This is a genomic window from Sulfitobacter sp. G21635-S1 (assembly GCF_027213915.1).
Lineage (GTDB): Bacteria > Pseudomonadota > Alphaproteobacteria > Rhodobacterales > Rhodobacteraceae > Sulfitobacter.
In genome coordinates this window covers 397,836-422,439 of record NZ_JAPWGV010000001.1, presented here as the reverse complement: position 1 = coordinate 422,439, position 24,604 = coordinate 397,836, and the positions used below count along the sequence as shown (strand labels likewise).

At 61.1% G+C, this 24,604-nt stretch carries 26 protein-coding genes; 14 read left to right on the top strand and 12 right to left on the bottom strand.

Features of this window, described 5'->3' with window-relative positions:
- The first annotated feature begins 14 nt into the window (after positions 1-14).
- The 9 genes from O4H53_RS02010 to O4H53_RS01970 all read left to right on the top strand — a co-directional run bounded on the left by O4H53_RS02010 (position 15) and on the right by O4H53_RS01970 (position 8,998).
- A complete protein-coding gene (locus O4H53_RS02010; RefSeq protein WP_269360979.1) occupies positions 15-899 on the top strand; it encodes an SMP-30/gluconolactonase/LRE family protein in 885 nt (294 codons plus the stop codon).
- 77 nt (positions 900-976) lie between these two features.
- Positions 977-1,729 carry an RraA family protein gene (locus O4H53_RS02005; RefSeq protein ID WP_269360977.1) on the top strand — a complete coding sequence of 251 codons (753 nt, stop codon included), beginning with the start codon at positions 977-979 and terminating at the stop codon, positions 1,727-1,729.
- A gap of 150 nt (positions 1,730-1,879) precedes the next feature.
- Positions 1,880-2,812 carry a LysR family transcriptional regulator gene (locus O4H53_RS02000; protein WP_269360975.1) on the top strand — a complete coding sequence of 311 codons (933 nt, stop codon included), beginning with the start codon at positions 1,880-1,882 and terminating at the stop codon, positions 2,810-2,812.
- A 262-nt stretch (positions 2,813-3,074) separates the two neighbouring features.
- Positions 3,075-4,103, top strand: coding sequence for an extracellular solute-binding protein (locus O4H53_RS01995; RefSeq protein ID WP_269360973.1), 1,029 nt, complete (start codon positions 3,075-3,077; stop codon positions 4,101-4,103).
- A gap of 411 nt (positions 4,104-4,514) precedes the next feature.
- Positions 4,515-5,105 carry a DUF4286 family protein gene (locus tag O4H53_RS01990; protein ID WP_269360971.1) on the top strand — a complete coding sequence of 197 codons (591 nt, stop codon included), beginning with the start codon at positions 4,515-4,517 and terminating at the stop codon, positions 5,103-5,105.
- A 129-nt stretch (positions 5,106-5,234) separates the two neighbouring features.
- Entirely contained in the window at positions 5,235-6,263 is a 1,029-nt protein-coding gene (locus O4H53_RS01985; RefSeq protein ID WP_269360969.1) for an ABC transporter substrate-binding protein, read from the top strand.
- Positions 6,264-6,276: 13 nt separating this feature from the next.
- Complete coding sequence (locus O4H53_RS01980; RefSeq protein ID WP_269360967.1) at positions 6,277-7,116, top strand: ABC transporter permease; 840 nt, start codon at positions 6,277-6,279, stop codon at positions 7,114-7,116.
- A complete protein-coding gene (locus tag O4H53_RS01975) occupies positions 7,113-7,913 on the top strand; it encodes an ABC transporter permease (protein WP_269360965.1) in 801 nt (266 codons plus the stop codon). The genes O4H53_RS01980 and O4H53_RS01975 overlap by 4 nt, the downstream gene beginning before the upstream one ends.
- Positions 7,914-7,942: 29 nt before the next feature.
- Positions 7,943-8,998 carry an ABC transporter ATP-binding protein gene (locus O4H53_RS01970; RefSeq protein ID WP_269360964.1) on the top strand — a complete coding sequence of 352 codons (1,056 nt, stop codon included), beginning with the start codon at positions 7,943-7,945 and terminating at the stop codon, positions 8,996-8,998.
- Between the two features lie 109 nt (positions 8,999-9,107).
- Here the strand turns inward: O4H53_RS01970 and O4H53_RS01965 are convergent, their stop codons facing one another.
- Positions 9,108-9,719 (bottom strand): cupin domain-containing protein, encoded by a 612-nt coding sequence (locus O4H53_RS01965; RefSeq protein WP_269360962.1) that lies wholly within the window; start codon positions 9,717-9,719, stop codon positions 9,108-9,110.
- A gap of 244 nt (positions 9,720-9,963) precedes the next feature.
- Between O4H53_RS01965 and O4H53_RS01960 the strand changes: the two genes are divergently transcribed.
- The 5 genes from O4H53_RS01960 (at position 9,964) to O4H53_RS01940 (ending at position 14,706) form a co-directional block, all read left to right on the top strand.
- Positions 9,964-10,701, top strand: coding sequence for an ABC transporter substrate-binding protein (locus O4H53_RS01960; RefSeq protein ID WP_269360960.1), 738 nt, complete (start codon positions 9,964-9,966; stop codon positions 10,699-10,701).
- A 67-nt stretch (positions 10,702-10,768) separates the two neighbouring features.
- Complete coding sequence (locus O4H53_RS01955; protein WP_269360958.1) at positions 10,769-11,425, top strand: amino acid ABC transporter permease; 657 nt, start codon at positions 10,769-10,771, stop codon at positions 11,423-11,425.
- On the top strand, positions 11,422-12,153 hold the full coding sequence (locus O4H53_RS01950; RefSeq protein ID WP_269360956.1) for an amino acid ABC transporter ATP-binding protein: 732 nt from the start codon (positions 11,422-11,424) through the stop codon (positions 12,151-12,153). Before O4H53_RS01955 ends, O4H53_RS01950 begins: the two co-directional genes overlap by 4 nt.
- A gap of 12 nt (positions 12,154-12,165) precedes the next feature.
- On the top strand, positions 12,166-13,422 hold the full coding sequence (locus O4H53_RS01945) for an NAD(P)/FAD-dependent oxidoreductase (RefSeq protein ID WP_269360955.1): 1,257 nt from the start codon (positions 12,166-12,168) through the stop codon (positions 13,420-13,422).
- 129 nt (positions 13,423-13,551) lie between these two features.
- Positions 13,552-14,706: an HPP family protein gene (locus O4H53_RS01940; RefSeq protein WP_269360953.1), complete on the top strand. Its 1,155-nt coding sequence runs from the start codon at positions 13,552-13,554 to the stop codon at positions 14,704-14,706.
- Between the two features lie 12 nt (positions 14,707-14,718).
- Here the strand turns inward: O4H53_RS01940 and panC are convergent, their stop codons facing one another.
- The 11 genes from panC to O4H53_RS01885 form a co-directional block, all read right to left on the bottom strand.
- The gene (gene panC, locus O4H53_RS01935; RefSeq protein ID WP_269360952.1) at positions 14,719-15,606 is read right to left on the bottom strand and encodes a pantoate--beta-alanine ligase; all 888 of its coding nucleotides are present in this window, start codon (positions 15,604-15,606) and stop codon (positions 14,719-14,721) included.
- A complete protein-coding gene (gene panB / locus O4H53_RS01930) occupies positions 15,607-16,431 on the bottom strand; it encodes a 3-methyl-2-oxobutanoate hydroxymethyltransferase (RefSeq protein ID WP_269360950.1) in 825 nt (274 codons plus the stop codon).
- A gap of 105 nt (positions 16,432-16,536) precedes the next feature.
- The gene (gene nadC / locus O4H53_RS01925) at positions 16,537-17,385 is read right to left on the bottom strand and encodes a carboxylating nicotinate-nucleotide diphosphorylase (RefSeq protein ID WP_269360948.1); all 849 of its coding nucleotides are present in this window, start codon (positions 17,383-17,385) and stop codon (positions 16,537-16,539) included.
- On the bottom strand, positions 17,382-18,947 hold the full coding sequence (locus O4H53_RS01920) for an L-aspartate oxidase (protein ID WP_269360946.1): 1,566 nt from the start codon (positions 18,945-18,947) through the stop codon (positions 17,382-17,384). Before O4H53_RS01920 ends, nadC begins: the two co-directional genes overlap by 4 nt.
- Positions 18,948-18,951: 4 nt before the next feature.
- The gene (gene nadA / locus O4H53_RS01915; RefSeq protein ID WP_269360944.1) at positions 18,952-20,004 is read right to left on the bottom strand and encodes a quinolinate synthase NadA; all 1,053 of its coding nucleotides are present in this window, start codon (positions 20,002-20,004) and stop codon (positions 18,952-18,954) included.
- Between the two features lie 163 nt (positions 20,005-20,167).
- Positions 20,168-20,887 (bottom strand): 2OG-Fe(II) oxygenase, encoded by a 720-nt coding sequence (locus tag O4H53_RS01910; protein ID WP_269360942.1) that lies wholly within the window; start codon positions 20,885-20,887, stop codon positions 20,168-20,170.
- A 7-nt stretch (positions 20,888-20,894) separates the two neighbouring features.
- The gene (gene ada / locus O4H53_RS01905; protein ID WP_269360940.1) at positions 20,895-21,956 is read right to left on the bottom strand and encodes a bifunctional DNA-binding transcriptional regulator/O6-methylguanine-DNA methyltransferase Ada; all 1,062 of its coding nucleotides are present in this window, start codon (positions 21,954-21,956) and stop codon (positions 20,895-20,897) included.
- A 92-nt stretch (positions 21,957-22,048) separates the two neighbouring features.
- Positions 22,049-22,807, bottom strand: coding sequence for an SDR family oxidoreductase (locus O4H53_RS01900; protein ID WP_269360938.1), 759 nt, complete (start codon positions 22,805-22,807; stop codon positions 22,049-22,051).
- A gap of 107 nt (positions 22,808-22,914) precedes the next feature.
- Positions 22,915-23,535 (bottom strand): alpha-ketoglutarate-dependent dioxygenase AlkB family protein, encoded by a 621-nt coding sequence (locus O4H53_RS01895; RefSeq protein ID WP_269360937.1) that lies wholly within the window; start codon positions 23,533-23,535, stop codon positions 22,915-22,917.
- A gap of 146 nt (positions 23,536-23,681) precedes the next feature.
- Positions 23,682-24,194: an RES family NAD+ phosphorylase gene (locus tag O4H53_RS01890; RefSeq protein WP_269360936.1), complete on the bottom strand. Its 513-nt coding sequence runs from the start codon at positions 24,192-24,194 to the stop codon at positions 23,682-23,684.
- On the bottom strand, positions 24,194-24,544 hold the full coding sequence (locus tag O4H53_RS01885; RefSeq protein ID WP_114277505.1) for an MbcA/ParS/Xre antitoxin family protein: 351 nt from the start codon (positions 24,542-24,544) through the stop codon (positions 24,194-24,196). Before O4H53_RS01885 ends, O4H53_RS01890 begins: the two co-directional genes overlap by 1 nt.
- Between the last annotated feature and the right edge of the window lie 60 nt (positions 24,545-24,604).

Genomic DNA, 24,604 nt, shown 5'->3' with positions numbered 1-24,604 from the left:
ATTCGGGGACGCAATTGCCTAGCACCAAGATCGACTGCATCGTTAGCGACGGCAACCGGCTGGGAGAGAGCCCAGTCTGGAGCGTGCGCGAGCAAAAGCTTTATTGGGTCGACAGCCGTGGCCCCATGATTTTCCGTCACGACCCCACGACCGGCATCACCGAAAAACGTGAAATGCCGAGCATCATCGGCAGTATCGGTCTGCGCAGTGCCGGGGCCGGCAAACTGATTGTTGCCATGCAGACAGGGCTGCACAAGCTGGATTTTGACACCGGAACGCTCGACTTTCTCAATGATCCGGAACCGGACGAACACGAAAACCGGTTCAATGACGGGCGCTGCGACCGCAGGGGCCGGTTCTGGAGCGGCACCATGAACGATACCCGGCGCGATCCCACCGGCTCGCTTTACCGGTTTGGGTCGCAGGGCGAGGCGACGAAGATGCTTGGCGACATTATCGTTCCGAACAGCATCTGCTGGAGCCCCGACGACCGGACCATGTATTTCGCAGACACATATCGGATGCAGATCAGGTCGTTCAAGTTTGATGCCGACAGCGGGACGCTTTCAAAAGAGACGCTCTTTGCTGAAACGCGGGACCGGCCGGGGCGACCAGACGGTTCTACCGTCGATGCCGAGGGGTTCTTGTGGAACGCGGAATACAATGGTGGCCGCGTGGTGCGCTATACGCCGGACGGGCGGATTGACCGGGTCATCGACCTGCCCGTTGCCCTGCCCACAAGTTGCGCCTTTGGAGGCGCTGACCTGGAGACACTCTATGTGACCTCCGCAACCCAGCGTCTTGGCCCGGATGACCTTGCCGCCCAGCCCGATGCGGGCGGTGTCTTTGCAATCGGGGCCGGGGTTTCCGGCCTGCCGGAACCTGAATTCTTTGGGTAACCCATGGGGCGGAACGCGCTACAGGCACGAACTCGGGACCTGGGGCCTTTACTCCGACAACCGTCAAAGGAATTGGAATGATACCTGATCAGCAGCCGGAAGAGCGCGAAATCCATACACTTGGACGGCTTCCACATGAAGCATTCGGAACTTTCACTTTACCGAAAATCGCCAGCGAAGTTCTGGAGGGTTTTCGCGCCTTGCCGGATTTGACGGGCATGACCTCCGATGCGATGGACGAACTCGGCATTTCCGGCGCGGTCGCCGGTGGCAAGCTCTACCCTTCAACGCCCGGCGCCCGGCTGGTTGGTCGGGCGTTGACCGTACTCAATGTCCCGCGCGAGGACGCACCAGAAGTGGCAGTGCAGGGCGGTGTATCCATGCTTGCGGATGTTGAGGCCCATAACCTCGCCGAGCCGGGCGATGTGTTGGTGTTGCAGGGCGTGGACACGATTTCCAATATGGGCGGTCTCCTCGCCAGTATCGCAAAACGGCAGGGTGAGCTGGGGGCCATCGTCGATGGTGCTGTGCGCGACATCGCACATTCCCGCAAGATCGAATATCCGATCTGGTCACGCAGTATCAGCCCGGTAACCGGAAAATGGCGCGTCCGTACAATTGGTGTGAACGTACCGGTCAATATCTGTGGCGTATCGGTTATGCCCGGCGATATTGTCCTGGCTGATGAGGTTGGTGTCTGCTTTGTGCCGCTGGAGCGCGCCGAATCCGTGCTCGCGAATGCGCGCGAAATCGCCAGGAGCGAAGCGAAACGTCAGGAGGCCATCGTTGCCGGTGCCCCAATCCATGAAGTTATGTTGCGCAAGAAATGAGCATCTGGACAGATTTGCGGGCACTGGACATGTTTCAAAGCCGCGCATAGCTTTCTGCCCTGTCCAGCGTTTGAAGCAGTTGCGTAGGATCCTGAATCGCCAGATTTGCGGCGAAACGGCGATATTGACAGTGAGGTCTTGGGAAACTCAGTGAACGAACCCCGCGCGGAAACGAGGATAGACCTCAATCTGATGAACGTCCTGTACGCCGTCCTGGCAGAGGGCAGCGTCACGCGTGCAGCGCATCGACTTTCCATGACCCAACCCGCCGTTTCCAACGCATTGCGTCGGCTGCGCTACATCATGAAGGACGAGTTGTTTATCAAGGTTCCGGGCGGCGTGGCTCCGACAGAGCGTGCTTTGGAAGTCTGGCCCGATTTGCAACGCGCGATGGAGCAGATCCGCGCCATCGCGCTGCCTCAGGATTTCCAGTCGGCCCAAACGAACCTCACCTTCAATGTCGCGATTACCGATACGCTGGTGTCGCGCGTCGCCCCGGAACTTGCGCTGCGCTTTACGGAAGCGGCACCTTTGGCGCGGCTTTACTTTCATCTGCATTCCAATCCCACCTCGATCGATTCCCTTCAACGGGGCGGGCTGGACTGTGCCGTCGGAATGTTCCCGGATGTGGAAGAGGATCTGCAACTCGAAAGCATCCTCTCTGACAACTACGTCTGCGTGTTCAGGCGTGGCCATACCACGCTGCGCCCGCCTGTTTCACTGGAGGGTTTCATAGAAGCGGAGCACATCCTGGTAAAACAAGCCCCGCGGCAAGCCGGTATCATCGACAATTGGCTTGGCCTTGCGGGCCACAAGCGGAAAATTCGACTGGTTGTGAATCGGGCGGAAGAAGCAGTCAATATCGCCAGGCAGACCGATCTGGTGGCGGCTGTCCCGTGGAGTTTTGCGCAGAGCATGCCCGGGGCGGAGCAACTGGAAATCGCGCCGCTTCCCTTCGATCACGAGAAAATTCTTTACAAGATGGCCTGGCACAAGCGCAGCTACCGGGATCCGGCGCGCGCCTGGCTGCGCTCTCTCGTCCGAGGGACCGTGGCCGATCAATGCATGTCGTTGCAGACTTAACTCATCGTCTTGATGTCGTTTCGGCGCATCAGTTCCCGAGCCAGATTTCCATCGACTGAGGCAATTCGCCAAGTTTAACAGATGCCCCGGACCGTGGACCGATGTGCCACGACCTGTCGGCACGCCCTCAACCTGCAGTTGCCATGCGGCACGGTGATGGGCGCCATTCTGTCTGGAAATTTGACCGGGCGGGACCGGCCAATAGAGTTCTTGGAAAGACTTCAATGAAAATAATGAAAATCTGATCCAAGAGGGAATACAAATGGCCTATTCAGGAATTACGCGTCAACTCGGTTTTGCAGCGGCGCTTGCTTTTGCGACGTCGAACGCTGCGGGTGCAGAGGAAGTCACCGAGATCCGGCTGCTGGAAATGGGCGGCATTGCCGGTGACGCGGTGCAGGCTGCCTATGTCGATCCTTTTGTCCGGAAGACAAATATCAACCTCGTTCGTGAGAATCCGGCGTCGCTTGGCAAGATCAAGGCCATGGTGGAATCCGGTAATCCGACCGCGGACATGGTGCTGGTGACCGATGGCTGGCTGGCGCAGGCCAAGGAAGAGGGCCTTCTCGAACCGCTCGACTGGGAGGCCATCGACCCCGCGCCGATCATGCCGGGCGCCCGTGACGATTACGCGATTGGCTGGTCCTACGCTTCCGCGGTGATGGCCTGGCACACGGATGCCAGGACGCCCGAGACCTGGGCGGATTTCTGGAACGCCGCAGATTTCCCCGGCAAGCGAAGCCTCCCGGACAACCCTTCGATCGTACTTCCGATCGCATTGATCGCGGATGGTGTCGCGATGGATGAACTCTACCCGCTCGATCTTGATAGGGCCTTCAAGAAGCTTGAAGAGATCCGCCCGGCCGTGTCGGTATGGTGGACCTCCGCTGGGCAGTCGGCCCAGTTGCTTATCGATAAGGAAGTGTCCTACGGCATCACCTACAACGGCCGGGTCTATGGCAAGCCGAATGTCGATTTCACCTTCAATCAGGCCTATCTGGAACTGTCCTGGTGGGGTGTTCCCAAGGGGGTCTCGCCCGAGCGCAAACTGGCCGCGATGAAGTTTTTTCACGAGACGACACTGCCGGAAAACGAGGCCGTGTTCATGGAGATGGTGCCCTATTCCGGCGCCAGCACCGAGCTTGACGCCTTGCTGCCCGAAGAAAAGCGGGCGGATTTCCCGACCACCGCAGGCAACGCTGAACTGCAGTGGACTGCCGACCGTGCTGAATGGCAGAAAGTCGCATCCGAAGCCGAAAAACGCTGGCAGCAGTTCAAGCTCGGCCTGTAAGGCGATCTCCGACGGTAGCGGATGATCTGAACAAGAGGCGGCGATATGTATTTCGCCGTCTCTTCGGTTTCACGCCGGGGTTCGAATGGCTGGCCATGGTGTGCCGCGTGGCACAATCAATCCAGCAATTCATGTATGCACGCGCTCTTTTCGGCCGGAAGTTCACCGCCCGCGTCATAACATTGAATGATGAAATACATAATTTTTAGGAATTTGACCGCTTCAGCCGTGGTTTTACAGTGGTGCGCATGAAGCTGCGGAACCTGAGCATTTCGCAGGGAAAAGCCCGGAAAGACTGGTGTCTTCGAAAATTTCAGGCCCCTGTTTTTCCGCATTGACGCTCAAGGCCCGTCAGCACGGTCATCATGCAGTGAAATGTCTGGATGCCTGTCTGACGATGAGGAGTATGGAATGAAAACTGGTGACGGATTGATTGTCGTCTGGATGAATGTGGATCCGCGGCATGACGAAGAACTGCATGATTGGTACGAGGGCGAACATGTTGCGGAAGTCGCCGCAATCGATGGTGTTCTCAGCGTCCGTCGCTTTTTCGATCCGTCACATGCGCTGCGCTACATGGCGATGTTCGAATGTGTCGATGAAACCATCGAGCCCGGTGCCGGTTTCCAAAAGATGGTCGAGAACGCAACGCCCTGGACGATGCGCATACGCAAGCTTTTCGGGGAAGAGCGCCGCCGCGGCAATTATCGGCTGTTGCATGCAGAAGGAAACACCGGTGAGGGTGCCGCGCTTCTGGTGGTTCAGTCCGACATTACACCTGAGGATGGCGCATTTGACTCTGCGCGCCCACATGGCTGCCTCGGCTATCGCGCCTACGTTCAGATGCCACCGGAGAATGCCTTCCGGCCTGAGCATCAACACCTGGAAATCTACGAATTTGACGACAAGGACGCCGCCGACAGCTGGCGCCTGTCGCTTGGAGCGGGCGGTGAAACCGACCTGTCAGTAAGGACGAGAACCGGCACGCCAGTAATCACTTGATCCCGAGGTCCTTGCCCACTGCGGCGCGCCGCTGGGGACAGGACCCGGACGTCAGATCTGCTGTGAACCCACGATGAGAAACATTCGCAAATGAACGGAAACCAAAATTGGACCAGAGGAGATAGGAACATGTTTGATGCCATCAGACTGCAGGCGTTCGGCGTTGCGTCAGCGTTGATTTCTGCCAGTGCCACCATGGCGGGTGCCCAGGACGTAACGGAGATCAGGCTCATGGAGATGGGCGGGATCTCGGGCGAGGCGGTTCAAGCTGCCTATATTGATCCGTTCGAGCGCAAAACCGGGATCAAGATTGTCCGCGAGAACCCTGCGTCGCTTGGAAAGATCAAGGCCATGGTCGAATCCGGCAATCCGACCGTGGACATGATGTTGCTGACCGACGGCTGGCTGGCGCAGGCCAAGGTTGAAGGCCTGCTTGAGCCTCTCGACTGGGAGGCAATCGACCCCGCGCCGATCCTGCCGGGCGCGCGCGACGACTATGCGATCGGCTGGTCCTATGCATCGGCAGTGATGGCCTGGGACAGCGAGGCAAAAGCGCCCGAGACCTGGGCCGATTTCTGGAACCTGGCCGATTTTCCCGGCAAGCGCAGCCTGCCCGACGACCCGTCAATCGTGCTGCCGATTGCACTCCTTGCCGATGGGGTTCCCAAGGACGCGCTTTATCCGCTCGATCTTGACCGGGCCTTCAACAAGCTCAAGGAAATCAGACCGGCAATTTCCGTCTGGTGGACCTCCGCAGGTCAATCCGCCCAGCTTCTCATCGACAAGGAAGTGACCTACGGGATGACCTATAATGGCCGGGTCTACGGCAAACCGAACGTCGATTACACTTTCAACGAAGGCTATCTCGTTCTGTCGTGGTGGGGCGTACCAAAGGGAACCCCGCCGGAGCGCCAGGCGGCTGCCATGAAGTTCTTCCACGAGACAACACTCCCGGAGAACGAGGCCGTGGCGATGCAGATGATCCCGTACTCAGGGGCGAGCGCCCAGCTGGATGGCGTCATTCCGCAGGACAAGCTGGCCGATTTCCCGACGACAGCGGGCAATGCGGAGATCCAGTGGACAGCCAATCGCGAGGCCTGGCAGCAAGTAGCAGCCGAAGCCGAAAAGCGCTGGCAACAGTTCAAGCTGGGTCTTTGAATTGGCTTCCGTCATGAAACAAGCGGGGCGGTGGGGGTATCTTTTGCCGCTCCTGTGCTTTGTCGTCTTCGCGTTCGACCTTCCGGTTCTACGCATGCTTTTGGTGAGCGTCGACAATCCGGCGGACCGGTTAAGCGCCTTTCGCGAATTGTTCGCGACGCCGGTCTATCTTCGCGTTGTTGTCATCACGTTCAAGATCGCCTTCGCGACCGCGGTTCTGTGCGGCCTGTTTGGGTATATCCTCGCCTATTGGATCTACACGATGCAATCGGCCCGGTGGCGGATGTTCTTTCTGGGCACCGTCGGCATGACGTTCTGGATCAGCATCCTCGCGCGCACTTACGCGTGGATCGTCATCCTGGGAAACAACGGGCTGATCAATCGCACGCTGCTTGAGCTGAACATCGTCAATGCACCGGTCTCGCTGATCTATAACGAAGTCGGGATCCTCATCGGGACGGTCAACGTATTGCTTCCCATCGTGGTGTTGCCGCTTTACGCCGCCATGTCCGGGCTGGACGGTCGTCTGCTGGCCGCTGCGCGTTCGCTGGGTGCCAGCGAATTGCGGGTTTTCTGGCAAATCTTCTTTCCGTTGACCCTGCCTGCTCTTGCGGCCGGTTCAATGCTTGTCTTCATCCTGACGCTGGGTTTCTTCGTGACCCCCGCGATCCTTGGCGGGAACCGGGTGCCGATGGTGGCCACCGTACTGGACAGCTTCATCAATGTGATTTCTGAGTGGCAACTCGCTGCCGCCCTGTCGAGCACGCTGCTGCTGATCACCGTCCTTCTCTACTTTTTCTACAAGAAGCTGCTTGGGATGTCGTCGTCCCAGCAAAAGGAGGCCAACACATGAGCGGTTCCGGTGGCAAGACACGCATTTTCGTGCCGCTTTGCGGTGCGTTGGTCTTCATTTTCCTCTGCACGCCCATACTGATCACCATACCGATGTCCTTTTCCGCATCGAGTACGCTGGAGTTTCCGCCACAGGGGCTGTCGCTGCGATGGTATCGACATTTCATCAGCAGTCCGATCTGGGTCGAGGCCATGCTGACGTCACTTCAGCTTGCCCTGGCTTCGAGCATCATCGCGGTCGCATTGGGCTCACTGGCGGCCTATGGCCTGGTAAGAGGACGCCTCCCGGGGACGTTGTTTCTGGATGCGCACTTCATGGCGCCAATGATCATCCCGCATATCATTACTGCGATCGCGCTCTATTTCGCGCTCGCCAAGATCGGCATGCTGGGAAGCTTTGCCGGATTGGTGATTGGTCATGCACTTGTGGCGATTCCCTTTGTGATCACGGTGGTCAGCGGCGCGGTCCGCGCCTTCGACGTCCGCATTGAGCAGAGCGCCCGATCACTTGGAGCGAAATGGCCCAGGATCATCTGTTCGATTGTCATTCCGAACATCTATCCGGCCCTGTTCGTTGCCTGGGTATTCTCGTTTGTCATCAGTTTCGATGAGGTCATTCTGACCTACTTCGTGTCGGGAACATACGTCACGATACCGAAAAAGATGTTCACCGAGCTTCAACAACAAATCGACCCGACAATCACGGCGGTGGCTTCCCTGCTGATCGCGGGCAGCATGCTGCTGCTGCTCGTCACGGCACGATTCACTGCAAGACTTTCCGCGGACAACCGGGCCTAGCCCGCATGCGGACCAAGGAGCAATAAGAGATGGCACGCGTTGAAATCAACTCGATCACAAAGCGCTATGGCGACGTTGTCGCATTGGACGAAATCAATCTTGCGGTGTCGGAGGGCGAATTTCTGACACTGCTGGGCCCGAGCGGTTCCGGCAAGACCACATTGCTGAACATGATCTCCGGTCTCGGCACGCCTGACGAAGGGCGTATCCTGATCGGTGGTTCGGATATCACACATGTATCAAGTGCGGACCGGAATATCGGCATCGTCTTTCAGAGCTACGCACTCTTCCCGCATATGACCGTGTTCGACAATGTCGCGTTTCCGCTTCGGGTGCGCAGAGAGCCGGCGAGCGTCATTCGCGAACAGGTGAAAACCGCGCTCGATCGGGTGAAGCTGTCGGGTTATGCCGCCCGAAAACCCGCAGCGCTTTCAGGCGGGCAGCAACAGCGCGTCGCCCTTGCGCGCGCCATCGTGTTCCAGCCGTCGATCCTTCTGCTCGACGAACCGCTGGGCGCGCTCGACAAGAATTTGCGCGAAGAGCTCCAGTTCGAATTGCGCGAACTTCAAAAGACCATCGGCATCACCACGATCATGGTCACCCATGATCAGGAAGAGGCGATGTCGCTCTCCGACAGGATCGCGGTGTTCAAATCGGGGAGGATCGAACAGGTTGGCGATCCACGCGCAATTTATACCAAGCCAGTAAACGAGTTCATCGCGAATTTCTTCGGTGCGAACAATATTTTCCGGGGCACCGTAAAAAAGCGCAATGGGGCAATGGTTCTCTCTGCCGAGGACGGTATTGATCTCGATATCGTTGAACCGACCGCTTCGGACGGCAACTTCCTTGAGGTCATGATCCGGCCCGAATGCATCAGCGTCGGCAAACCGGAGCAGGCTGCCGGGGTGAGGGGTGAGGTTGTCGGCAGCGTCTATCTGGGATCAACGGTGCGGTATCGGGTCCGTCTGCAAGGCGGCAGAGTGCTCGACGTCAAGGCGAACGACACTCAAGTGGTGTTTTCCGAGCGCGATCAGGTGAGTGTCAGCTGGAGCCCGACCGAGTTGAAGGTCCTGTCGAACTGATATGTTTTGCTGATGCAGTTCCGCCATTTGGTGGATCGGCTTCAGGATGAAGCGGTCCGATCCTCAGTTTCTGTACATGCCTTCAAACCCTTGCCGGGGCGCAGGCACCCTACCAGACGGGCGGCGTTGTCACCCAGAGCACGCGGCCCTGCTCATTGCCGAGATTGCGGAAGCGATGCGGACGGTGGCTTTCGAAGTGGAAGGCATCGCCTTCCCCCAGCACGAACCGGTCATCCTCGACCCATAGCTCAAGCTTTCCGGACAGCACGACGCCACATTCCTCGCCTTCATGGGCATAGGATTCTTCCCCGGAGCTGCCGCCCGGGTCGAGGACAATCTCCATCACCTGCAAGGCCCCGTCGTCATGCGCGGTCAAAAAGGACTTCACCATGCCCTTGTCGCCAAAGTCGACGGTGCGCCGACGCCCTTCGCGGACGATGATCCCCGTCTCGCGGTCCGCGCTGTCAGCGTTGGCAAAAAGCGACAGAAAGGGAATGCCGATCACCTCGCAGATTGCCCTGAGGTTGCGGATCGAGGGCGAAGAAATGCCGCGCTCGATCTGGCTCAGCAAGCCGGTCGAAATGCCGACCCCCTCGGCCACGATCTGCAACGACAGCCCGCGCCCTTTGCGCGCCTGCCGCACCGCCTCTCCCAGAGAGGTGTCGTCCATCCCGCTCATCGGGTCGGAAAGCAGCTTTGCTTCATTTTCGGCTGAGGTCATCGGCGATTCTTCATCTTGGTGAACGGAAGCGGGCGATTTTGCCCTTCGGTATCCTTCTGCTTACCCGCTTCCTGAAGAAAAAACGATTAAAAACCGAACTCAAACACAGTTTTTTCACTCAAGTGAAGGTTTTCAGCAATATTGGTTGCATATGTATATTTCTTCATTATCGTGAAGAACGGATTTAAACCGCGTCACCCCGCTCCGGCGTCAAGCGTGACGCAAGACACAGGGAAGATTGCCAATGAAACTCCGTTCGCTTGCCATTGCCGGGGCGCTCGCGCTCTGCGCTGCTCAGTCCCAGGCTGAAGACCTGACCGTAGGTGTCACCACAACCGGCGTGCCCTTCACCTTCGTTGACACCGCCACCCAGCAACCGACCGGCGCCATGGTCGACCTGGCCGCCGCTATCGCCGAAGACCTGCAGATGACGCCGGATTTCGCGGTCACGCAGTTCTCTGCGCTGATCCCCGCGCTTCAGACCGGTAAGATCGACGTCATTTCGGCGGGCATGTTCGCCACCGACAAACGCAAGGAAGTCGTGGATTTTTCGACTCCGGTTTACAGCTACGGCGACGTCGCCTTTGTCAAAGCGGACGACGAGGGGAGCTACCAGCTTGACGATTTCGCGGGCGAAGTCGTTGGCGCGCAGATCGGCACCACCTTTGCAGACCAGCTTCAGGCCAAGGGGATCTTCAGCGAGGTGAAACTTTACGACAGCCTCGTCGATATCATGCGCGACGTGCAGCTTGGCCGGATCAAGGCAGGGTTCGGCGACAAGCCGATCATCGCCTACCAGATCGCGCAGAACCCGAACCTCGGGGTAAAACTGGTCGAAGGCTATACCCCCATGGGCACGGGCGAAGTCGCGCTGGCCGTGTCGAAGGAAAATCCAGAGCTGCTGGAAAAGGTGAACGCGTCGATCGCCGAGATGGACAAGAGCGGTGAGCTGGCCGAGATCTTCGCTAAATACGGCCTCTGAGCCCTTTGCGATATCTTTCGGGCCCGGTCATCGCGCCGGGCCCATGACTTTCTGACAGGAGACGTCCATGTCCCCCCTTTTTGAGCGGATCCAGGAATATCTGCCGTTGCTCACCACCGGACTGTGGCAGACCGTTGCCGTGACCCTGCTGTCGCTTGTTCTTGCCTCGGCGCTTGGGCTGGTCTGGGCGCTGATGCGCAGCTCGGGCACCCGCTGGCTGAGCCTGCCAGCGCGCTACATCGTCGAATTCCTGCGCGGCATCCCGATCCTCGTGGTGCTCTTCTACATCTATTTCGTCATGCCCGAACTCGGGCTCGACCTGACCGCCTTTCAGGCCGGGGTGGTGGGCCTGGCTTTGACCTATTCGTGCTATATCGGTGAAACCTTTCGCGGCGGGATCGAGGCGGTGGATCGTGGGCAGGTCGAAGCGGCGAAATCCATCGGCATGAAACACGGCAAGATGATGCGGCGCATCGTGCTGCCGCAGGCCTTTCGCATCGCCCTGCCGCCCTATGGTAACAACATGGTGATGCTGCTCAAGGACAGCAGCCAGGTCTCCGTGATCTCGGTTGCCGAACTGACCATGCAGGGCAAGATGCTGGCCTCGTCGACCTTTGACAACATGACCGTCTTTACCATGGTTGCGGCACTGTACCTCTGCCTGACGATCCCGCTGAACATCCTGATGCGCCGTGTCGAACTCAAGCTGGGAGCCGCGACATGATCCGTTTCGAGAATGTCCATAAATCCTTTGGCAAGCACGAAGTGCTCAAGGGCATCGACGCCGAGGTCGACAAGGGACAGGTCATGTGCCTGATCGGGGCTTCGGGCTCGGGCAAGTCGACGATGTTGCGCTGTGTCAACGGGCTAGAGGATTACCAGTCCGGGCGCATCAGCATCGACGGTGAGACGGTCAACGCCCATGCCTCGTCGATCCATGCGATCCGGACGCGCGTTGCCATGGTTTTCCAGCGCTTCAACCTGTTCCCGCACATGACTGCGCTGCAGAACGTGATGGAAGGCCCAATCCATGTGCTGGGCGAGAACCGCGACGAGGTGCGTGCCCGCGCCGAAGAGCATCTGCGCCGCGTCGGATTGGCCGAAAAGATGGATTTCTATCCCTCCGCCCTGTCCGGCGGGCAGCAGCAGCGCGTCGCAATTGCGCGTGCGCTGGCCATGCGCCCTGACGCCATCCTGCTTGACGAGCCGACCTCGGCGCTTGACCCTGAAATGGTCGGCGAGGTGCTGTCGGTTCTGCGCGATCTGGCGCAGGAGCGCATGACCATGCTGATCGTCACCCATGAGATCCAGTTCGCCCGCGAGGTTGCCGACGGCGTGATCTTTCTTGACCAGGGGCGCATCGCCGAACATGGCAGCGCCGAGGCGGTGCTGTCGAAGCCAACGCATCCGCGGACGCAGGATTTTCTGCGCCGCGTCACCCACCCCGTCTGAACGGAGCCTGACATGGCATTCCAATCCATCTGGGCCGATACCGCCCCCGCGGCCCCAACCTTTGCGTCACTGGATGACAGCCTGCGCTGCGATGTCCTGGTCATCGGCGGTGGCTTTCAGGGGTTGTCGGCGGCGCTGCATCTGGCCGAGGCCGGAACGGATGTCGTGCTGGTTGAGGCGCAGGAGCCGGGTTTCGGCGCTTCGGGGCGCAACGGCGGGCAGGTGATCCCGGGGCTGAAGGATGATCCCGACACGCTTGACCGGCTCTGGGGGCCCGAGGCCACAGCCTTTGCCGGTGGCACTGCGGACACGCTTTTTGCGCTGGTGGCGCGGCTTGGAATTGATTGCGACGCGGTGCAGGGCGGTTGGATTCAGGCCGGAAACCGCCATGTGCATCTGTCCACCTTGCAGGCGCGCATGCGGCAATGGCAGGCGCGTGGCGTGGCCGCTGACTGGCTGGACGCCGCAGCGATGGCACAGGTGACCGGCGCGCGCGGGTTCCTTGGCGGCTGGCGCGATCCGCGCGCCGGGCGGGTCCATCCGTTGAAGCTGGCACGCGGGCTGGCGCAGGCTGCAGAAGCGGCGGGCGCGCGGGTCTTTGCCCGGACAGCGGTAACCGGCCTGATGCGGAGCGGCGCGGGCTGGCAGGCCCGGCTTCCCGGCGGCGCGCAGATCACGGCAGATCAGGTGATCCTTGCCAGCAATGTCTACACGCCCGCCGCGCTTGAGCCACGGCTCGCGCGGGCCACGGTGCCTGCAAACAGCTTCCAGGTCGCCACCGCGCCGCTGAGTGCCGCGCAACTGGCGCGCATTCTGCCCGGCGGCGAGGTGGTCTCCGAGACGCGCCGGGTCGGCACCTATTTCCGCATCGGTCCGCAGAATCGCCTGATGCTGGGCGGGCGCGGCGGCTTTGCCGATCCGCAGCGCGCGGATGCATTCGCGCGGATCGAAGCAGAGATTGCAGCACTTTTTGGCACAGACCTTGAGATCACGCACCGCTGGTTCGGGCGGGTCGGCATGACCCCGGATCACCGCATCCGGCTTTGTGCGCCGGCGCCGGGGCTTCTGGCTGCGACCGGTTTCAATGGTCGCGGCGTCGCGCTGTCGGTTTCGCTTGGCAAAGCCATGGCGGCGCATCTGGCGCAGGGCACGTCACTTCCCATTCCGCCAAGCCCGGCCATTCGCACGCTGCCGCTGCATGCGCTGCACCGGATTTACGGCAGCCTCGGCATTCACTACTACCGTTTGCGCGACGCGCTGGACCGGTAACTCGCCCGTCATCACAGCTGTTGCAGGAAAGCGCGTCAGAAACGGACCCGGCAAAGGGCCTCTGGACAGATGCGCTTGCGTCTTTCACATCTTGCTGAAAATTTAGGCAAACCAGATAAGGCGGCTCTCATGACATCCCTGTTCCGTGCTCTTGGTCCGGCGGTGGCCGGGACTTCGATGGTCGAGGCGATCCGTGCCGGGGTGGGGGCCCTGGTCGGACTTGGCGTGACGGGTCTGTTTCTGCTGTCGCCCGCGGTGGACCTGACGCTTGGCCTCTACCTGATTGCCCCGTTCGGCGCGAGCTCGGTGCTGCTTTTTGCAGTGCCAAACAGCCCGCTGGCGCAGCCGTGGTCGGCGGTAGTGGGCAACACCCTTGCGGCGCTGGTCGGCGTGGCGGTCTGTCTCCTGATCACGGATCCGGTGCTCCGGATCGCGCTGTCGGTCGGGCTGGCAATCGCGGTTACCATCCTGTGTCGGGCGGTGCATCCGCCAGCAGGCGCCGTCGCCATGACCGCCGCAATGAGCCCGGAAGCAGTCGAGCGTCTGGGTTTCTGGTTTGCACTTGCCCCCGTCGCGGCAGGCACCGTCTTGCTGGTTGTCCTGGCCGCGCTTTATGCCCGTCTCACCGGCCGTCGCTATCCGTTCCGCCAATTCGAAGAGCCAGGCCGTCATGGCACCGAAGATCCCGATCCGGTGAATCGCATCGGGCTTTCCGAAGACGAACTGACGGACCTGCTGGGGCGCTATCGCCAGTCCTTCAACCTTGGCGTCGAGGATCTCGCGCGGCTGATCGGCGCAGCCGAGATGCAGGCAGCCACGCATCGGACAGGTCCGCTTCTTGCGACCGACATCATGTCACGCAACCTCGTGACCATCGACCCGGACACGCCGCTGTCTGAGGTTGCGGACCTGTTCCGGCGTCATCGTTTCACGGCACTTCCCGTGACAGGGTCAGAGGAGCGCTATCTTGGCGTGATCTTCCAGATGCACTTGATTGCCCGCGCGCGGGAGGATGCGCTTCGACTTAATCACGGCTACCTCGCCGCGTTGCGGCGCCTGCTCGACCGGGACCGCGCGCAGCCGGTTCGTGCCCTGGACATCATGAGCGTCGCCGGGCCACGGGCGATACCGACGACCCCGGTCGCGGTGCTCCTGCCGATGATGGCGGATGGCGACGTCGATGCGGTTCCGGTCCTCGACAGGGGCAGGATTGTCGGGATTGTCACGCGGACGGACCTGATTGCCGCCCTCGCACGATCAAGCCTGCAGGGCGGCGCCGCGTGAAGGCTGCCTCGCTCAGGCCGGCTCGAAAGGTTGATCTTCCGAACTCTCGACTTTCTGGCGGCCTGCAACGGCAACATTGTCGATCAGCCGGACACCATCCAGCCAGGCAGCCAGGAAAAGACGTGCGGGACGGTCGGCCTTTGTCATCAGCTGAAGGTCAGGGTCGCTGCGCAGTTCGAGGTAATCGATGCTGTCGAAGCCGGCAGAGAGCAGGGCTTCCCTTGCCGTATCAAGGGCCTGCGCGGGGTTTTCGCCCCGGGCGATGGCCTTCGCTGCGGTTGCCAGAACACGGCCGATGACCGGTGCCGTTTCACGCGGTCCGGCTCCGAGCCGCAGATTGCGCGACGACATGGCAAGGCCATCGTCCTCCCGGATGGTGGGGCAGCCGACGATCTCCGTCTTCAGGTCAAGGTCGGTCGCAAGACGCTTCACCACCTGCAGTTGCTGGTAATCCTTCTCTCCGAAGAACGCACGGTCCGCGTCAGTCTGGAGCAGGAGCTTGGTCACCACCGTGGCGACCCCGTCGAAATGGCCGGGCCGGGTGGCCCCGCAAAGGCCGTCACTGACGCCGGAAACGGAGACCGTGGTGGCGAAGCCCTCGGGATAGATTTCACCGGGCTCGGGAATGTAAAGCACGTCGATGCCGAAGGGGGCGAGTTTCTCGGCGTCGCTCTCCTCGGTGCGGGGATATTTCGCAAGATCCTCGGGGTTGTTGAACTGGCGGGGGTTCACGAAAAGCGTGACGATGACGTGATCGGTTCCCGCCCGCGCCGCCGCGACGAGGCTCAGATGCCCGGCGTGCAGCGCTCCCATGGTGGGGACAACGCCGATGGTCTCGCCGGCGCGACGCCAGGTCTCGGTCAGGGCGCGGAGCGCGGCCTTATGGCGGATGATCTGCATTCATTCGGCTCCTTCATCGGTGAAGATATGACAGGCGGCGGGGAATTCGCGGGCGCGGACCTCGGCGGCATAGTCGCGGACTGCGGCACGGGCATCGGTGGCAAGCTGGGCGTAGCGTTTCACGAACTTCGGCTTGAAGTCGTCGAAGAGCCCAAGCATGTCGTCGATCACGAGGATCTGCCCGTCGCATCCGGCCGAGGCACCGATGCCGATGGTCGGAATCGGCAGGTCGGCGGTGATCCGGTCGGCGAGGGCGGCGGGGACCTTCTCCAGCACGATGGAGAAAGCGCCGGCCTCTGTCACTGCGGTTGCGTCTTGCAGGATGCGCGCCGCGTCCTCGCCCTTGCCCTGTACCCGGTAGCCACCGAGGGCGTTCACCGCCTGCGGGGTCAGACCGATATGGGCCATCACCGGAATGCCCCGGTCCGTCAGGAAACGGATGGTCTCGGCCATGTGACGACCGCCTTCGAGCTTTACCGCCCCGGCGCCGGTCTCGGCCATGATCCGGGCGGCGCTGCGCAGGGCCTGGGCGGGCCCTTCCTCGTAGCTCCCGAACGGCATGTCGACCACCATGAGCGCGCGTTCGAGGCCGCGGGCCACCGCCTGGCCGTGCAGGATCATCATTTCGAGCGTGACCGGCAGGGTGGAGGGCAGGCCATGCAGCACTATGCCGACGCTGTCTCCGACAAGGACCACATCGCATTCCGCATCGGCGATCCGGGCGACGGGTGTGGTGTAGGCGGTCAGACAGACCAGCGGCATGCCGCCCTTTCGGGCGCGGATGTCACTGGCGGTCAGGGCCTTCTGGGGGGCGGATTGGCTCATCTGAGTCCTTTCTCTGGACGCTCGGGCAGGGACATACGGCGTCACGGTCCATTGTGCAACCGCAGCGTAATATTGTTGCGCAAAGAATGGTGCTTCCTTTTCAATTCAGAAATCCAACCCCAGGTCCAGGGTCTGCGCCGAATGCGTCAGCGCCCCGGAGGAAATATAGTCAACGCCCGTCGCCGCGACTTCGGCGATCCGGTCCAGCCGCATGTTGCCCGAGGCCTCCAGCACCAGACGCCCGGCTGTCATCGCCACCGCCTCGCGCAGGGCCAGGGTGTCCATGTTGTCCAGCAGAACGACATCGGCACCACCCTCGTCCAGCGCCTCTGCCAGCTGGTCCAGCCGGTCGACCTCGATCTCGCAGCGCACCATATGTGAGGCCTGCGCCTTCACCGCCTGCAGCACCGGGCGAATGCCGCCCGCCGCCGCGATATGGTTGTCCTTGATCAGGATCGCGTCCGACAACGAGAAACGGTGGTTGAACCCGCCGCCATGCAGCACCGCCTGTTTCTCGACCAGCCGCAGGCCGGGGGTGGTCTTGCGGGTGCAGGTCACGCGGGTCGCGGTGCCTTTCGTTTCCGCCACAAAGGACGCTGTCATCGTCGCGATCCCCGACAGCCGCCCGGCAAAGTTCAGCGCGACCCGTTCAGCCGACAGGATCGAGGCCGCGGCACCTGCGATCTCCATCAGCAGATCGCCCGGCCGGATCGCGTCGCCGTCGGTCTTGTGTGCCGTAACCACAAGCGACGGATCGACCAGCCGGAAGGCCAGCGCCGCCACCTGCAGGCCCGAGACGACACCCGCCTCGCGCGCATTCAGCCTTGCCGTGTAGCGTGTCGTTGCCGGGATCACCGTTCTGGTGGTGATGTCGCCATAGGTTCCCAGATCCTCCAGCAACGCGGCGCGGACCAGCGGTTCCAGGATCAGGTCGGGCAGGGGGGTGGTATTCATGCGGGCTCCTTTCGGGCCTGGGCGCGGATCTGTCGCGCCTGTGCAAGCGTAAAGAAGGATCTCTCGCCGGTTTCGCCCTGGACCTCGGGATGGTCCGAGCGGAAATGCGCCCCCCGGCTTTCTTTGCGGGCAAGGGCGGCGGCGGCGATCAGCGTGGCGGTTGCGGTCATGTTCAGCAGGGCGTCGCAGCCGGGCTGCGCGGTCTCGATCGCGGCAATCGTGTCAAGTGTGCAGCGCAGGCCGGCACCGGTGCGGATCACGCCGGCGCCCTCGGTCATCGCCTGCCGCAACCGGGCGACAAGCGCCGGATCGGGTTCCCCGGCCGGGGCGAGGTCGGGCAGCAGGACCGGTGCGGCAGCGTCTGTGTCCAGCCCTTTTGCTATCGCATCCGCGCAACGCCGCCCGTAGACCAGTGCCTCAAGCAACCCGTTCGACGCCAGCCGGTTCGCGCCATGCAACCCGGTCGAGGCGACCTCGCCACAGGCCCAAAGACCGGGCAGGGTGCTCGCCCCCTCGGCATCCGTCGCGATCCCGCCCATGTGGTAATGCGCGGCAGCGGCCACCGGGATCGGCTGCGTCACCGGGTCGAGGCCCGACGCGCGGCAGGCGGCGGCAACCGCCGGGAAGTCGGTCAGAATGCGTGCGCCAAGGGCCGCCCGCGTGTCCAGCGCCGGGGCCAGCCCGGCCTGCGTCTGGGCAAAGATGGCACGTGCGACGATGTCGCGCGGTGCCAGTTCGGCGTCCGGATGTGCCGCCCGCATGAAGCGTTCGCCATGCCTGTTGATCAGCGTCGCGCCTTCGCCGCGCAGCGCCTCGGTCGCCAGCGGCGCAGGGTCGGGACCTCCGGCAATGGCCGTGGGGTGAAACTGCACGAATTCCGCATCGGCGATCACCGCCCCCGCCCGCGCCGCCATGCCCAGCACCTGCCCGCGGATGCGCGGCGGGTTGGTTGTCAGCGCATAGAGCCCGCCCGATCCGCCCCCGGCCAGCAGCACCGCCGCGCCGCGCAGCACAACCGAGCGCGACAGCCCGCCCGAGCAACGTGCGACCTTGACGCCGCGCACGCGGCCATCCTCAACCACCAGCCCGGTGGCCATCACGCCTTCCAGCACCTGCACATGGGGTGCTGCGCGGACCTGCGCGGTCAGGGCCTGCATGATCTCGGCCCCGGCCTGATCGCCCCGGACCCGCACGACACGGGCAAAGCTGTGCGCCGCTTCGCGCGACAGGATGTAAGCGCCGTCTGCGGCCCGGTCGAAGGGCGTGCCCAGCCCGGTCAGGTCGAGGACATGCGCCCGCGCCTCGGCCGTGACCGCCTGCGCCACCTTGGCATCCACGGTCCCCGCCCCGGCCCGTACCGTGTCACGCGCATGCGCCTCGGCGCTGTCTGCTGGGTCCATCGCCGCCGCCACGCCGCCCTGCGCCCAGGCCGACGATGCCCCGGAGCCCAGCGGCTCTGGCGAGATCATCAGGACGGGATGCGGGGCAAAGCGCAGCGCCGCATATTGCGCCGCCAGGCCGGCCCCGACGATCAGGACGCGCGGGGTGTCGATTGGGGTCATCGGATCAGCCGGACAGCTTCCGTGACAGGTCGATCATGCGCTGCACGGCGACACGGGCCTTGTCGGCGACAGCAGCCTCGACCTCGACCGCGCCCTGCATGCTGTGCAGCGACCAGAGCACCTTTTCCAGCGTGATCTTCTTCATGTAGGGGCACATGTTGCAGGGGCCGACAAAATCCACATCCGGCAGCGCGTCCGAGATGTTGGAGGCCATCGAGCATTCCGTGACCAGCATCGCCTTCTCGGGCCGCTGGGCGGTGACATAATCGATGATGCCGCTGGTGGAGCCCGAGAAATCCGCCTCGGCCACCACATCGGGCGGGCATTCGGGATGTGCGATGATGCGGGTGCCGGGGTGCCATTCGCGGAAATCGCGCAGGTCCTGGGCGGTAAATCGTTCATGCACGATGCAGGACCCGTCCCACCAGACGATGCGCTTTTCCGGCACCTGCTGCGCGATGTTCTGCGCCAGGTACTTGTCTGGGGTCATGATGACCGTATCGCTTTCCTGCGCGCGCACAATCTGCGCCGCGTTCGACGAGGTGCAGCAGATGTCTGACGCCGCCTTCACCTCGGCGGTGGTGTTCACATAGGTGACGACAGGCGCGCCGGGGTATTTCGCGCGCATCTCGGCGATCCCCTCGGCGGTGATGCTTTCGGCCAGCGAACAGCCCGCTTCCATGTCGGGGATCAGCACCGTCTTGGAGGGGTTCAGGATCTTTGAGGTTTCGGCCATGAAATGCACGCCGCATTGCACGATCACATCAGCCTCGACCTTCGTGGCCTCGATCGCCAGCTGCAGGCTGTCGCCCACCACGTCGGCGATCCCGTGATAGATCTCGGGCGTCATGTAGTTATGCGCCAGGATCACCGCGTTCCGCTCGGCTTTCAGTTTGTTGATGGCAGCGACATAGGGCGCAAAGACAGCCCAGTCGGGTGGTGCCACGACGCGATCCATGCGGGCATAGATCCCTGACATCTCGGCGGCGAGGTCGGGGGAGGGGGTGAGATCGTAGTGATCGGCGAGTTCGGCGCGCAGCGCGAATTGATCGAGCAAGAGCGGGGGTCCTCTGATTATTGCGTGTCGCCGTATTGGGCGTGGGCTAAGGGCTGTCTACGGGCAGGTTGACGTAAGGGCAAGCTGGCGGTGGCGCAATATTTCAATGACATACGCTAACATGTGCGGGGGTTCGCCGATCCGCCGTCTGTTTCTGCACGATCTACTTAGCGTCGTGAAAAATCACCCCAAGCGTATGCCTTGTTCCGCTTCTGAGCCTGCTCACCCCGTGCCGCATGTTTACCCGGTAGTCGCGTTTCGAACCCGCGAGAGGGCGATTGCGCACTGCAAAGACAACTGCATCCCCCTGCGCCAGTGAAACGACTTCTGCACGGCTCTGCATGCGCGGTCTTTGCTCTGTCAAAACGAACTCTCCGCCGGTGAAGTCCTGTTCGGGGCGGGAGAGAAGGATCGCCATTTGCAACGGAAACAGCAGATCTCCGTATACGTCCTGATGAAGACAGTTGAAGTCGTTTTCCACATATTGAAGAAGGAGCGGCGTCGGGCGTGTTTGACCGGCGCCGTGGCATTGCGCAATGTAATCTGCATGCTCCGAGGGAAACCGGGGGTCCAATCCCATCCGTTCGTTCCATTCATTGGCGACAGGCACAAGCTTTTGGTAGATTTTTTCGCGCAGCGTCACGATCAGTCCGGGCAGCGGATAGGAAAAATACTTGTACTCTCCCCTGCCAAAGCCATGGCGTGCCATGTGAATATGACTGCGGAAGGGTTCATCCTTGGGATACAGCCCGGCCAGCTCTTCGCATTGCTCAGGTAACAGCAGCCCTTTGAGCGTAGCGCAGCCGAAGGTGTTCAGCTCAGCCGCAAGGCGCGTGTCCGATATCCCGGCAATGCGGTTCAGGAGCGGTTGATTCACGGTCATCTTCAGGTCACTCCGCTTTCCGCTCTGCCTGCAGGATTGCGCTTTTTCTTTCCACACCCCAACGATACCCGGACAGGCCGCCGTCAGAGCGGACGACGCGATGGCAGGGAATGGCGACAGCGATATTGTTTGCACCACATGCCTGTGCCACGGCCCGGGATGATTTTGGTGCCCCTATTCTTTCGGCAATTTCGCTGTAACTTGCCGTAGTCCCGACCGGGATGTCGCGAATTGCTTCCCAGACGCGTTGCTGAAAGGCGGTTCCCTGAATATCGAGTGGCAGGTTGAACCCGTATTTCGGATCGTCCACAAACCGGACGACATCGGCAATCAAAGCCCGGTAATCGGGGTCATCGCCAATCAGATCGGCTTTGGGAAACCGCTTCTGCAGATCGTCTGACACCTGCTCTGCAGTGTCGCCCAACAACATCGCGCAGACGCCTTTGGCGCTGCTGGCGACAAGAACGGAGCCAAGAGAACACTCTCCAATTGCAAACAGGATTTTCACGCCTTGCCCTCCCTTTCGTACAAGCTTTGGTGTCATGCCAAGTGCTTTGGTTGCATTTTCGTAGAAACGGCTGCTGGAGCTGTATCCGGCATCGTAGATCGCCGTGGTGATTGACCCGTCGCCCGAACCCACGATGTCACGGAATCGTTTCATGCGATGGGCGCGCGCGTAGGCTTTGGGTGTCACTCCCGTTGCCGCTTTGAATGTCCGCTGGAAATGAAACGGGCTCAGGCCGCTTTGCTGCGCTAGCTGGGCCAGACTGGGTTCTTCCCCGGCCTCTTCGATCATGCGGCATGCCTTCGAAACAAGGGAAGCCGTTTGTTCCTTCGGTGATTGCCGGGTCGGATGGCAGCGCAGGCATGCGCGAAAACCATCTGCCTCGGCCTGTTTGCTTGAGGCGTAAAAAGCGACATTCCGGCGCTTGGGACGCCGCGATGGACAAGCGGGGCGGCAATAAACACCCGTCGAATTCACAGCGTAAAAAAATTTCGGATCAGGTGCCTGTTCTCTTCCAAGAACAGCCTGCCACAGAGTATCGGTTGCCTTCAGTGCGTGTTCCATCCTACAGCCCTTTCCGCTGTTTTCTCTTTGCTTCTGTTTTGAGTTAAGTCGAAACGGGCCACCCGGCAGCCCGCTTCTTGCGCATAAATGCGTCAGATTTTGTTGACCGATACGCCGCCATCGACAACCATTGCGGTGCCGGTAACGAACCGGGAACTGTCAGAGGCGAGAAACACTGCGGCCTCGGCGATCTCTTCAGGATCAGCCACGCGCTTCAGCGCATGCAGCGCGCTATAGAACGCCATCTGATCCGGATCGGAATCCAGGTCGCCCAGCATTGGCGTATTTGCAGCGCCCGGCAAAATCGAGTTTGCCCGTATGCCGCCGGCGCCATGCTCAACGGCCAAGACCTTCGTCAAGCCGATCACCCCTGCCTTGCTCGCCGCATAGGCACCCATACCCGGGAACGCCGTTGTGTAGCCAATGACACTTGACGTGAAGATGATCGAACCTGATCCATTGCGCTTCATCGCCGGGATCTGGTGTTTTGCCGCAAAGAAGGCGCTGGTCAGGTTTGTCGAAAGCACCCCCTGCCAATCCTCGTTTTCCATCTCGGGGACAGTCGCGGATTTCCCCGTGCCAGCGTTGTTGAAACTTGCATCCAGACCGCCCCAGGTGTCCTCGGCCAACTCGACGAGCGCCCTGTTATAGTCCTCGTCACATACATCGCCCGGCAGGCAGACGGCGTTCCCGTTGCTTTGATTGATCTGCCCCGCGATGGTGTTGAGTTCTTTTTCGCGGCGCGCACCGAGTACAAGCCTGGCTCCTTCTTTCGCAAATTTGAAAGCAGCGGCGGCACCAATCCCGCTGCTCGCACCGGTGATGATTACGATTTTGTCTGTGAGTTGCATCATATGTCTCCTGAACTGATGTCCGGGGACTGAATGCAGCGGGATGGCCCGTCAAAATATCCGGTTCTTGTTGTCGAAGCAATTTTCCCGGATCGAAACGAAAGTTCTTATGCGTCTGGCTGGCGAATTTTCCGAAAAGTAAGGTTGATCCGGGCCGACGACACTTTCTTGCTCTTCGGCAGGCTGTGCAACCAGTGCGTTTGCGTCGTCCCACGCATGGTCAGAAGGCTGCCGTGTTCCAAAACCTGCGATACAGTCGCTTTTGTCTGTTTATGCTTAAACGCGAATTTGCGCGCTGCCCCGAAACTTACCGAACCAATGGTCCCGTTCCGGACTAGGTCTTTCTCGGCATCGCTGTGCCATGCCATACCCTCGCTTCCATCTTGGTAAAGGTTCAGCAGGCAGGAATTGAATGTCTCGCCGCAGGTCATCTCTACTTGCTTTTTGAGCGCCAGCAGCAGCGGCGTCCAGTGTAACGCGGTTTTGGTGACTTTCGAGTAGGTGTATGAATAGGCGGCGTCTGCGTACCATGCCACCTGGCGTTTGGTGGTGATCCGCTTGCCAAAGATGACGGCTTCGTCGTGATGCCATGCGATATCGTTTTGCAAGGATCCTAGATAAAAATCTGCTTCGGCTTCGCCAAAAATCGGTCCGTAGTATTCAACGGTTCCATCCCGGGGCAACAAGTTCCTGCGGGCGTTGTCGGTTCTGGCAAATAGATCCGTCATCAATCTAATTCTCTGGCTTTCGAAGGCATGAAGCCGGTAGCTGCGCTGCGGAAACAGGAAAATTCAATCCGTTTCTTGCGGGCAAAGTCACTTTTCTGATCGCAAGGGGCCGTTGCATCAGCCACCCCATTTGGCCAAAGCCGCGTTTACATGCGCGACAGCCGGTCCTCATCGTCCACGACCTTCAGATCGCAGCCTTCGCCTGTCCATTTCCACAGAACGATGTTCAGGGCGTTCGGTGGCGCGCCCTTTGCATAGCTTGGGACGAGGATACCGGCAAAACCCTCCGCGATTAGATGCGCCGCGAAGTCCTGTGTCGGCACCGCGCGCCCGTCGAGCATCTTCATCCGCCAGCCCGGATCGGCGAGTGCGTCGTCGGACATGCCCCACCGGGCAAGCTGCTGCGCATCGCGGGTGTCGAAAACCGGCCCCAGATTGGCGGTGTAGGACACAAGAACCGTAGGCTGCAGGCTGCCGGCCTGATTGGCTTCGCGCAGGGCCGTGGTTGGATCAAGCGCGGTATAAAGCGCCGACGTCCCTTTGGCGTTCAGACGCCCGCCATGAAGCTCTGCGCCACGGCCAGACAGCGGCGCGCGGGCATAGACCGGATTCAGCGCGCGGTAGAGCGGCCCCTTGTAGCGCCCGTCGCTAAGGGGCATCAGGCAAAGACACCTGCGTCGACCGCGTCGATATATTCGAGAACCTGTTGCGCCTTGCCTTCCTGCACGAGCTGCATCGCGGTCCGGCCATCAAAACCGGGCAGGGGCTCTGACCGATACCAGGCATAGGCCATCAGCTCCGACCCAAATCGGTGCTGGACCTTGTTGAGCACTTCGACCAGCTCGCGCAGACGGCGCTGTGTCTTGTCCGAATTGATGCGGGTGCGCCGCTGCAGCGCGTCTTTGCCAAGGCCGACGGTCATGGCGATTTCTTCCGCAGAGGTGCGGAGCGCAGCGGCGATCTTGCGCGGTTCGAATTGCCCGCCAACGGCAACGGTTGTGATCTGCATGACAGCCCTCATATCGGTCATATTGACAGCATATAGCGTCAAAAGTACTGTTCTGCAAGG

Bases quoted from the DNA above. Each gene is read 5' to 3' on its own strand.
- O4H53_RS01910 (WP_269360942.1), bottom strand. From the start codon at position 20,887: ATGACCGTGAATCAACCGCTCCTGAACCGCATTGCCGGGATATCGGAC.
- nadC (WP_269360948.1), bottom strand. From the start codon at position 17,385: ATGAATACCACCCCCCTGCCCGACCTGATCCTGGAACCGCTGGTCCGC.
- O4H53_RS01975 (WP_269360965.1), top strand. From the start codon at position 7,113: ATGAGCGGTTCCGGTGGCAAGACACGCATTTTCGTGCCGCTTTGCGGT.
- O4H53_RS01920 (WP_269360946.1), bottom strand. From the start codon at position 18,947: ATGACCCCAATCGACACCCCGCGCGTCCTGATCGTCGGGGCCGGCCTG.
- panB (WP_269360950.1), bottom strand. From the start codon at position 16,431: ATGAGCCAATCCGCCCCCCAGAAGGCCCTGACCGCCAGTGACATCCGC.
- O4H53_RS01895 (WP_269360937.1), bottom strand. From the start codon at position 23,535: ATGACGGATCTATTTGCCAGAACCGACAACGCCCGCAGGAACTTGTTG.
- ada (WP_269360940.1), bottom strand. From the start codon at position 21,956: ATGGAACACGCACTGAAGGCAACCGATACTCTGTGGCAGGCTGTTCTT.
- O4H53_RS01995 (WP_269360973.1), top strand. From the start codon at position 3,075: ATGGCCTATTCAGGAATTACGCGTCAACTCGGTTTTGCAGCGGCGCTT.
- O4H53_RS01970 (WP_269360964.1), top strand. From the start codon at position 7,943: ATGGCACGCGTTGAAATCAACTCGATCACAAAGCGCTATGGCGACGTT.
- O4H53_RS01890 (WP_269360936.1), bottom strand. From the start codon at position 24,194: ATGCCCCTTAGCGACGGGCGCTACAAGGGGCCGCTCTACCGCGCGCTG.
- O4H53_RS01985 (WP_269360969.1), top strand. From the start codon at position 5,235: ATGTTTGATGCCATCAGACTGCAGGCGTTCGGCGTTGCGTCAGCGTTG.
- panC (WP_269360952.1), bottom strand. From the start codon at position 15,606: ATGCAGATCATCCGCCATAAGGCCGCGCTCCGCGCCCTGACCGAGACC.
- O4H53_RS01950 (WP_269360956.1), top strand. From the start codon at position 11,422: ATGATCCGTTTCGAGAATGTCCATAAATCCTTTGGCAAGCACGAAGTG.
- O4H53_RS01885 (WP_114277505.1), bottom strand. From the start codon at position 24,544: ATGCAGATCACAACCGTTGCCGTTGGCGGGCAATTCGAACCGCGCAAG.
- O4H53_RS01960 (WP_269360960.1), top strand. From the start codon at position 9,964: ATGAAACTCCGTTCGCTTGCCATTGCCGGGGCGCTCGCGCTCTGCGCT.
- O4H53_RS01980 (WP_269360967.1), top strand. From the start codon at position 6,277: ATGAAACAAGCGGGGCGGTGGGGGTATCTTTTGCCGCTCCTGTGCTTT.
- O4H53_RS01965 (WP_269360962.1), bottom strand. From the start codon at position 9,719: ATGACCTCAGCCGAAAATGAAGCAAAGCTGCTTTCCGACCCGATGAGC.
- O4H53_RS01940 (WP_269360953.1), top strand. From the start codon at position 13,552: ATGACATCCCTGTTCCGTGCTCTTGGTCCGGCGGTGGCCGGGACTTCG.
- O4H53_RS02005 (WP_269360977.1), top strand. From the start codon at position 977: ATGATACCTGATCAGCAGCCGGAAGAGCGCGAAATCCATACACTTGGA.
- O4H53_RS01945 (WP_269360955.1), top strand. From the start codon at position 12,166: ATGGCATTCCAATCCATCTGGGCCGATACCGCCCCCGCGGCCCCAACC.
- O4H53_RS01990 (WP_269360971.1), top strand. From the start codon at position 4,515: ATGAAAACTGGTGACGGATTGATTGTCGTCTGGATGAATGTGGATCCG.
- O4H53_RS01900 (WP_269360938.1), bottom strand. From the start codon at position 22,807: ATGCAACTCACAGACAAAATCGTAATCATCACCGGTGCGAGCAGCGGG.
- O4H53_RS01955 (WP_269360958.1), top strand. From the start codon at position 10,769: ATGTCCCCCCTTTTTGAGCGGATCCAGGAATATCTGCCGTTGCTCACC.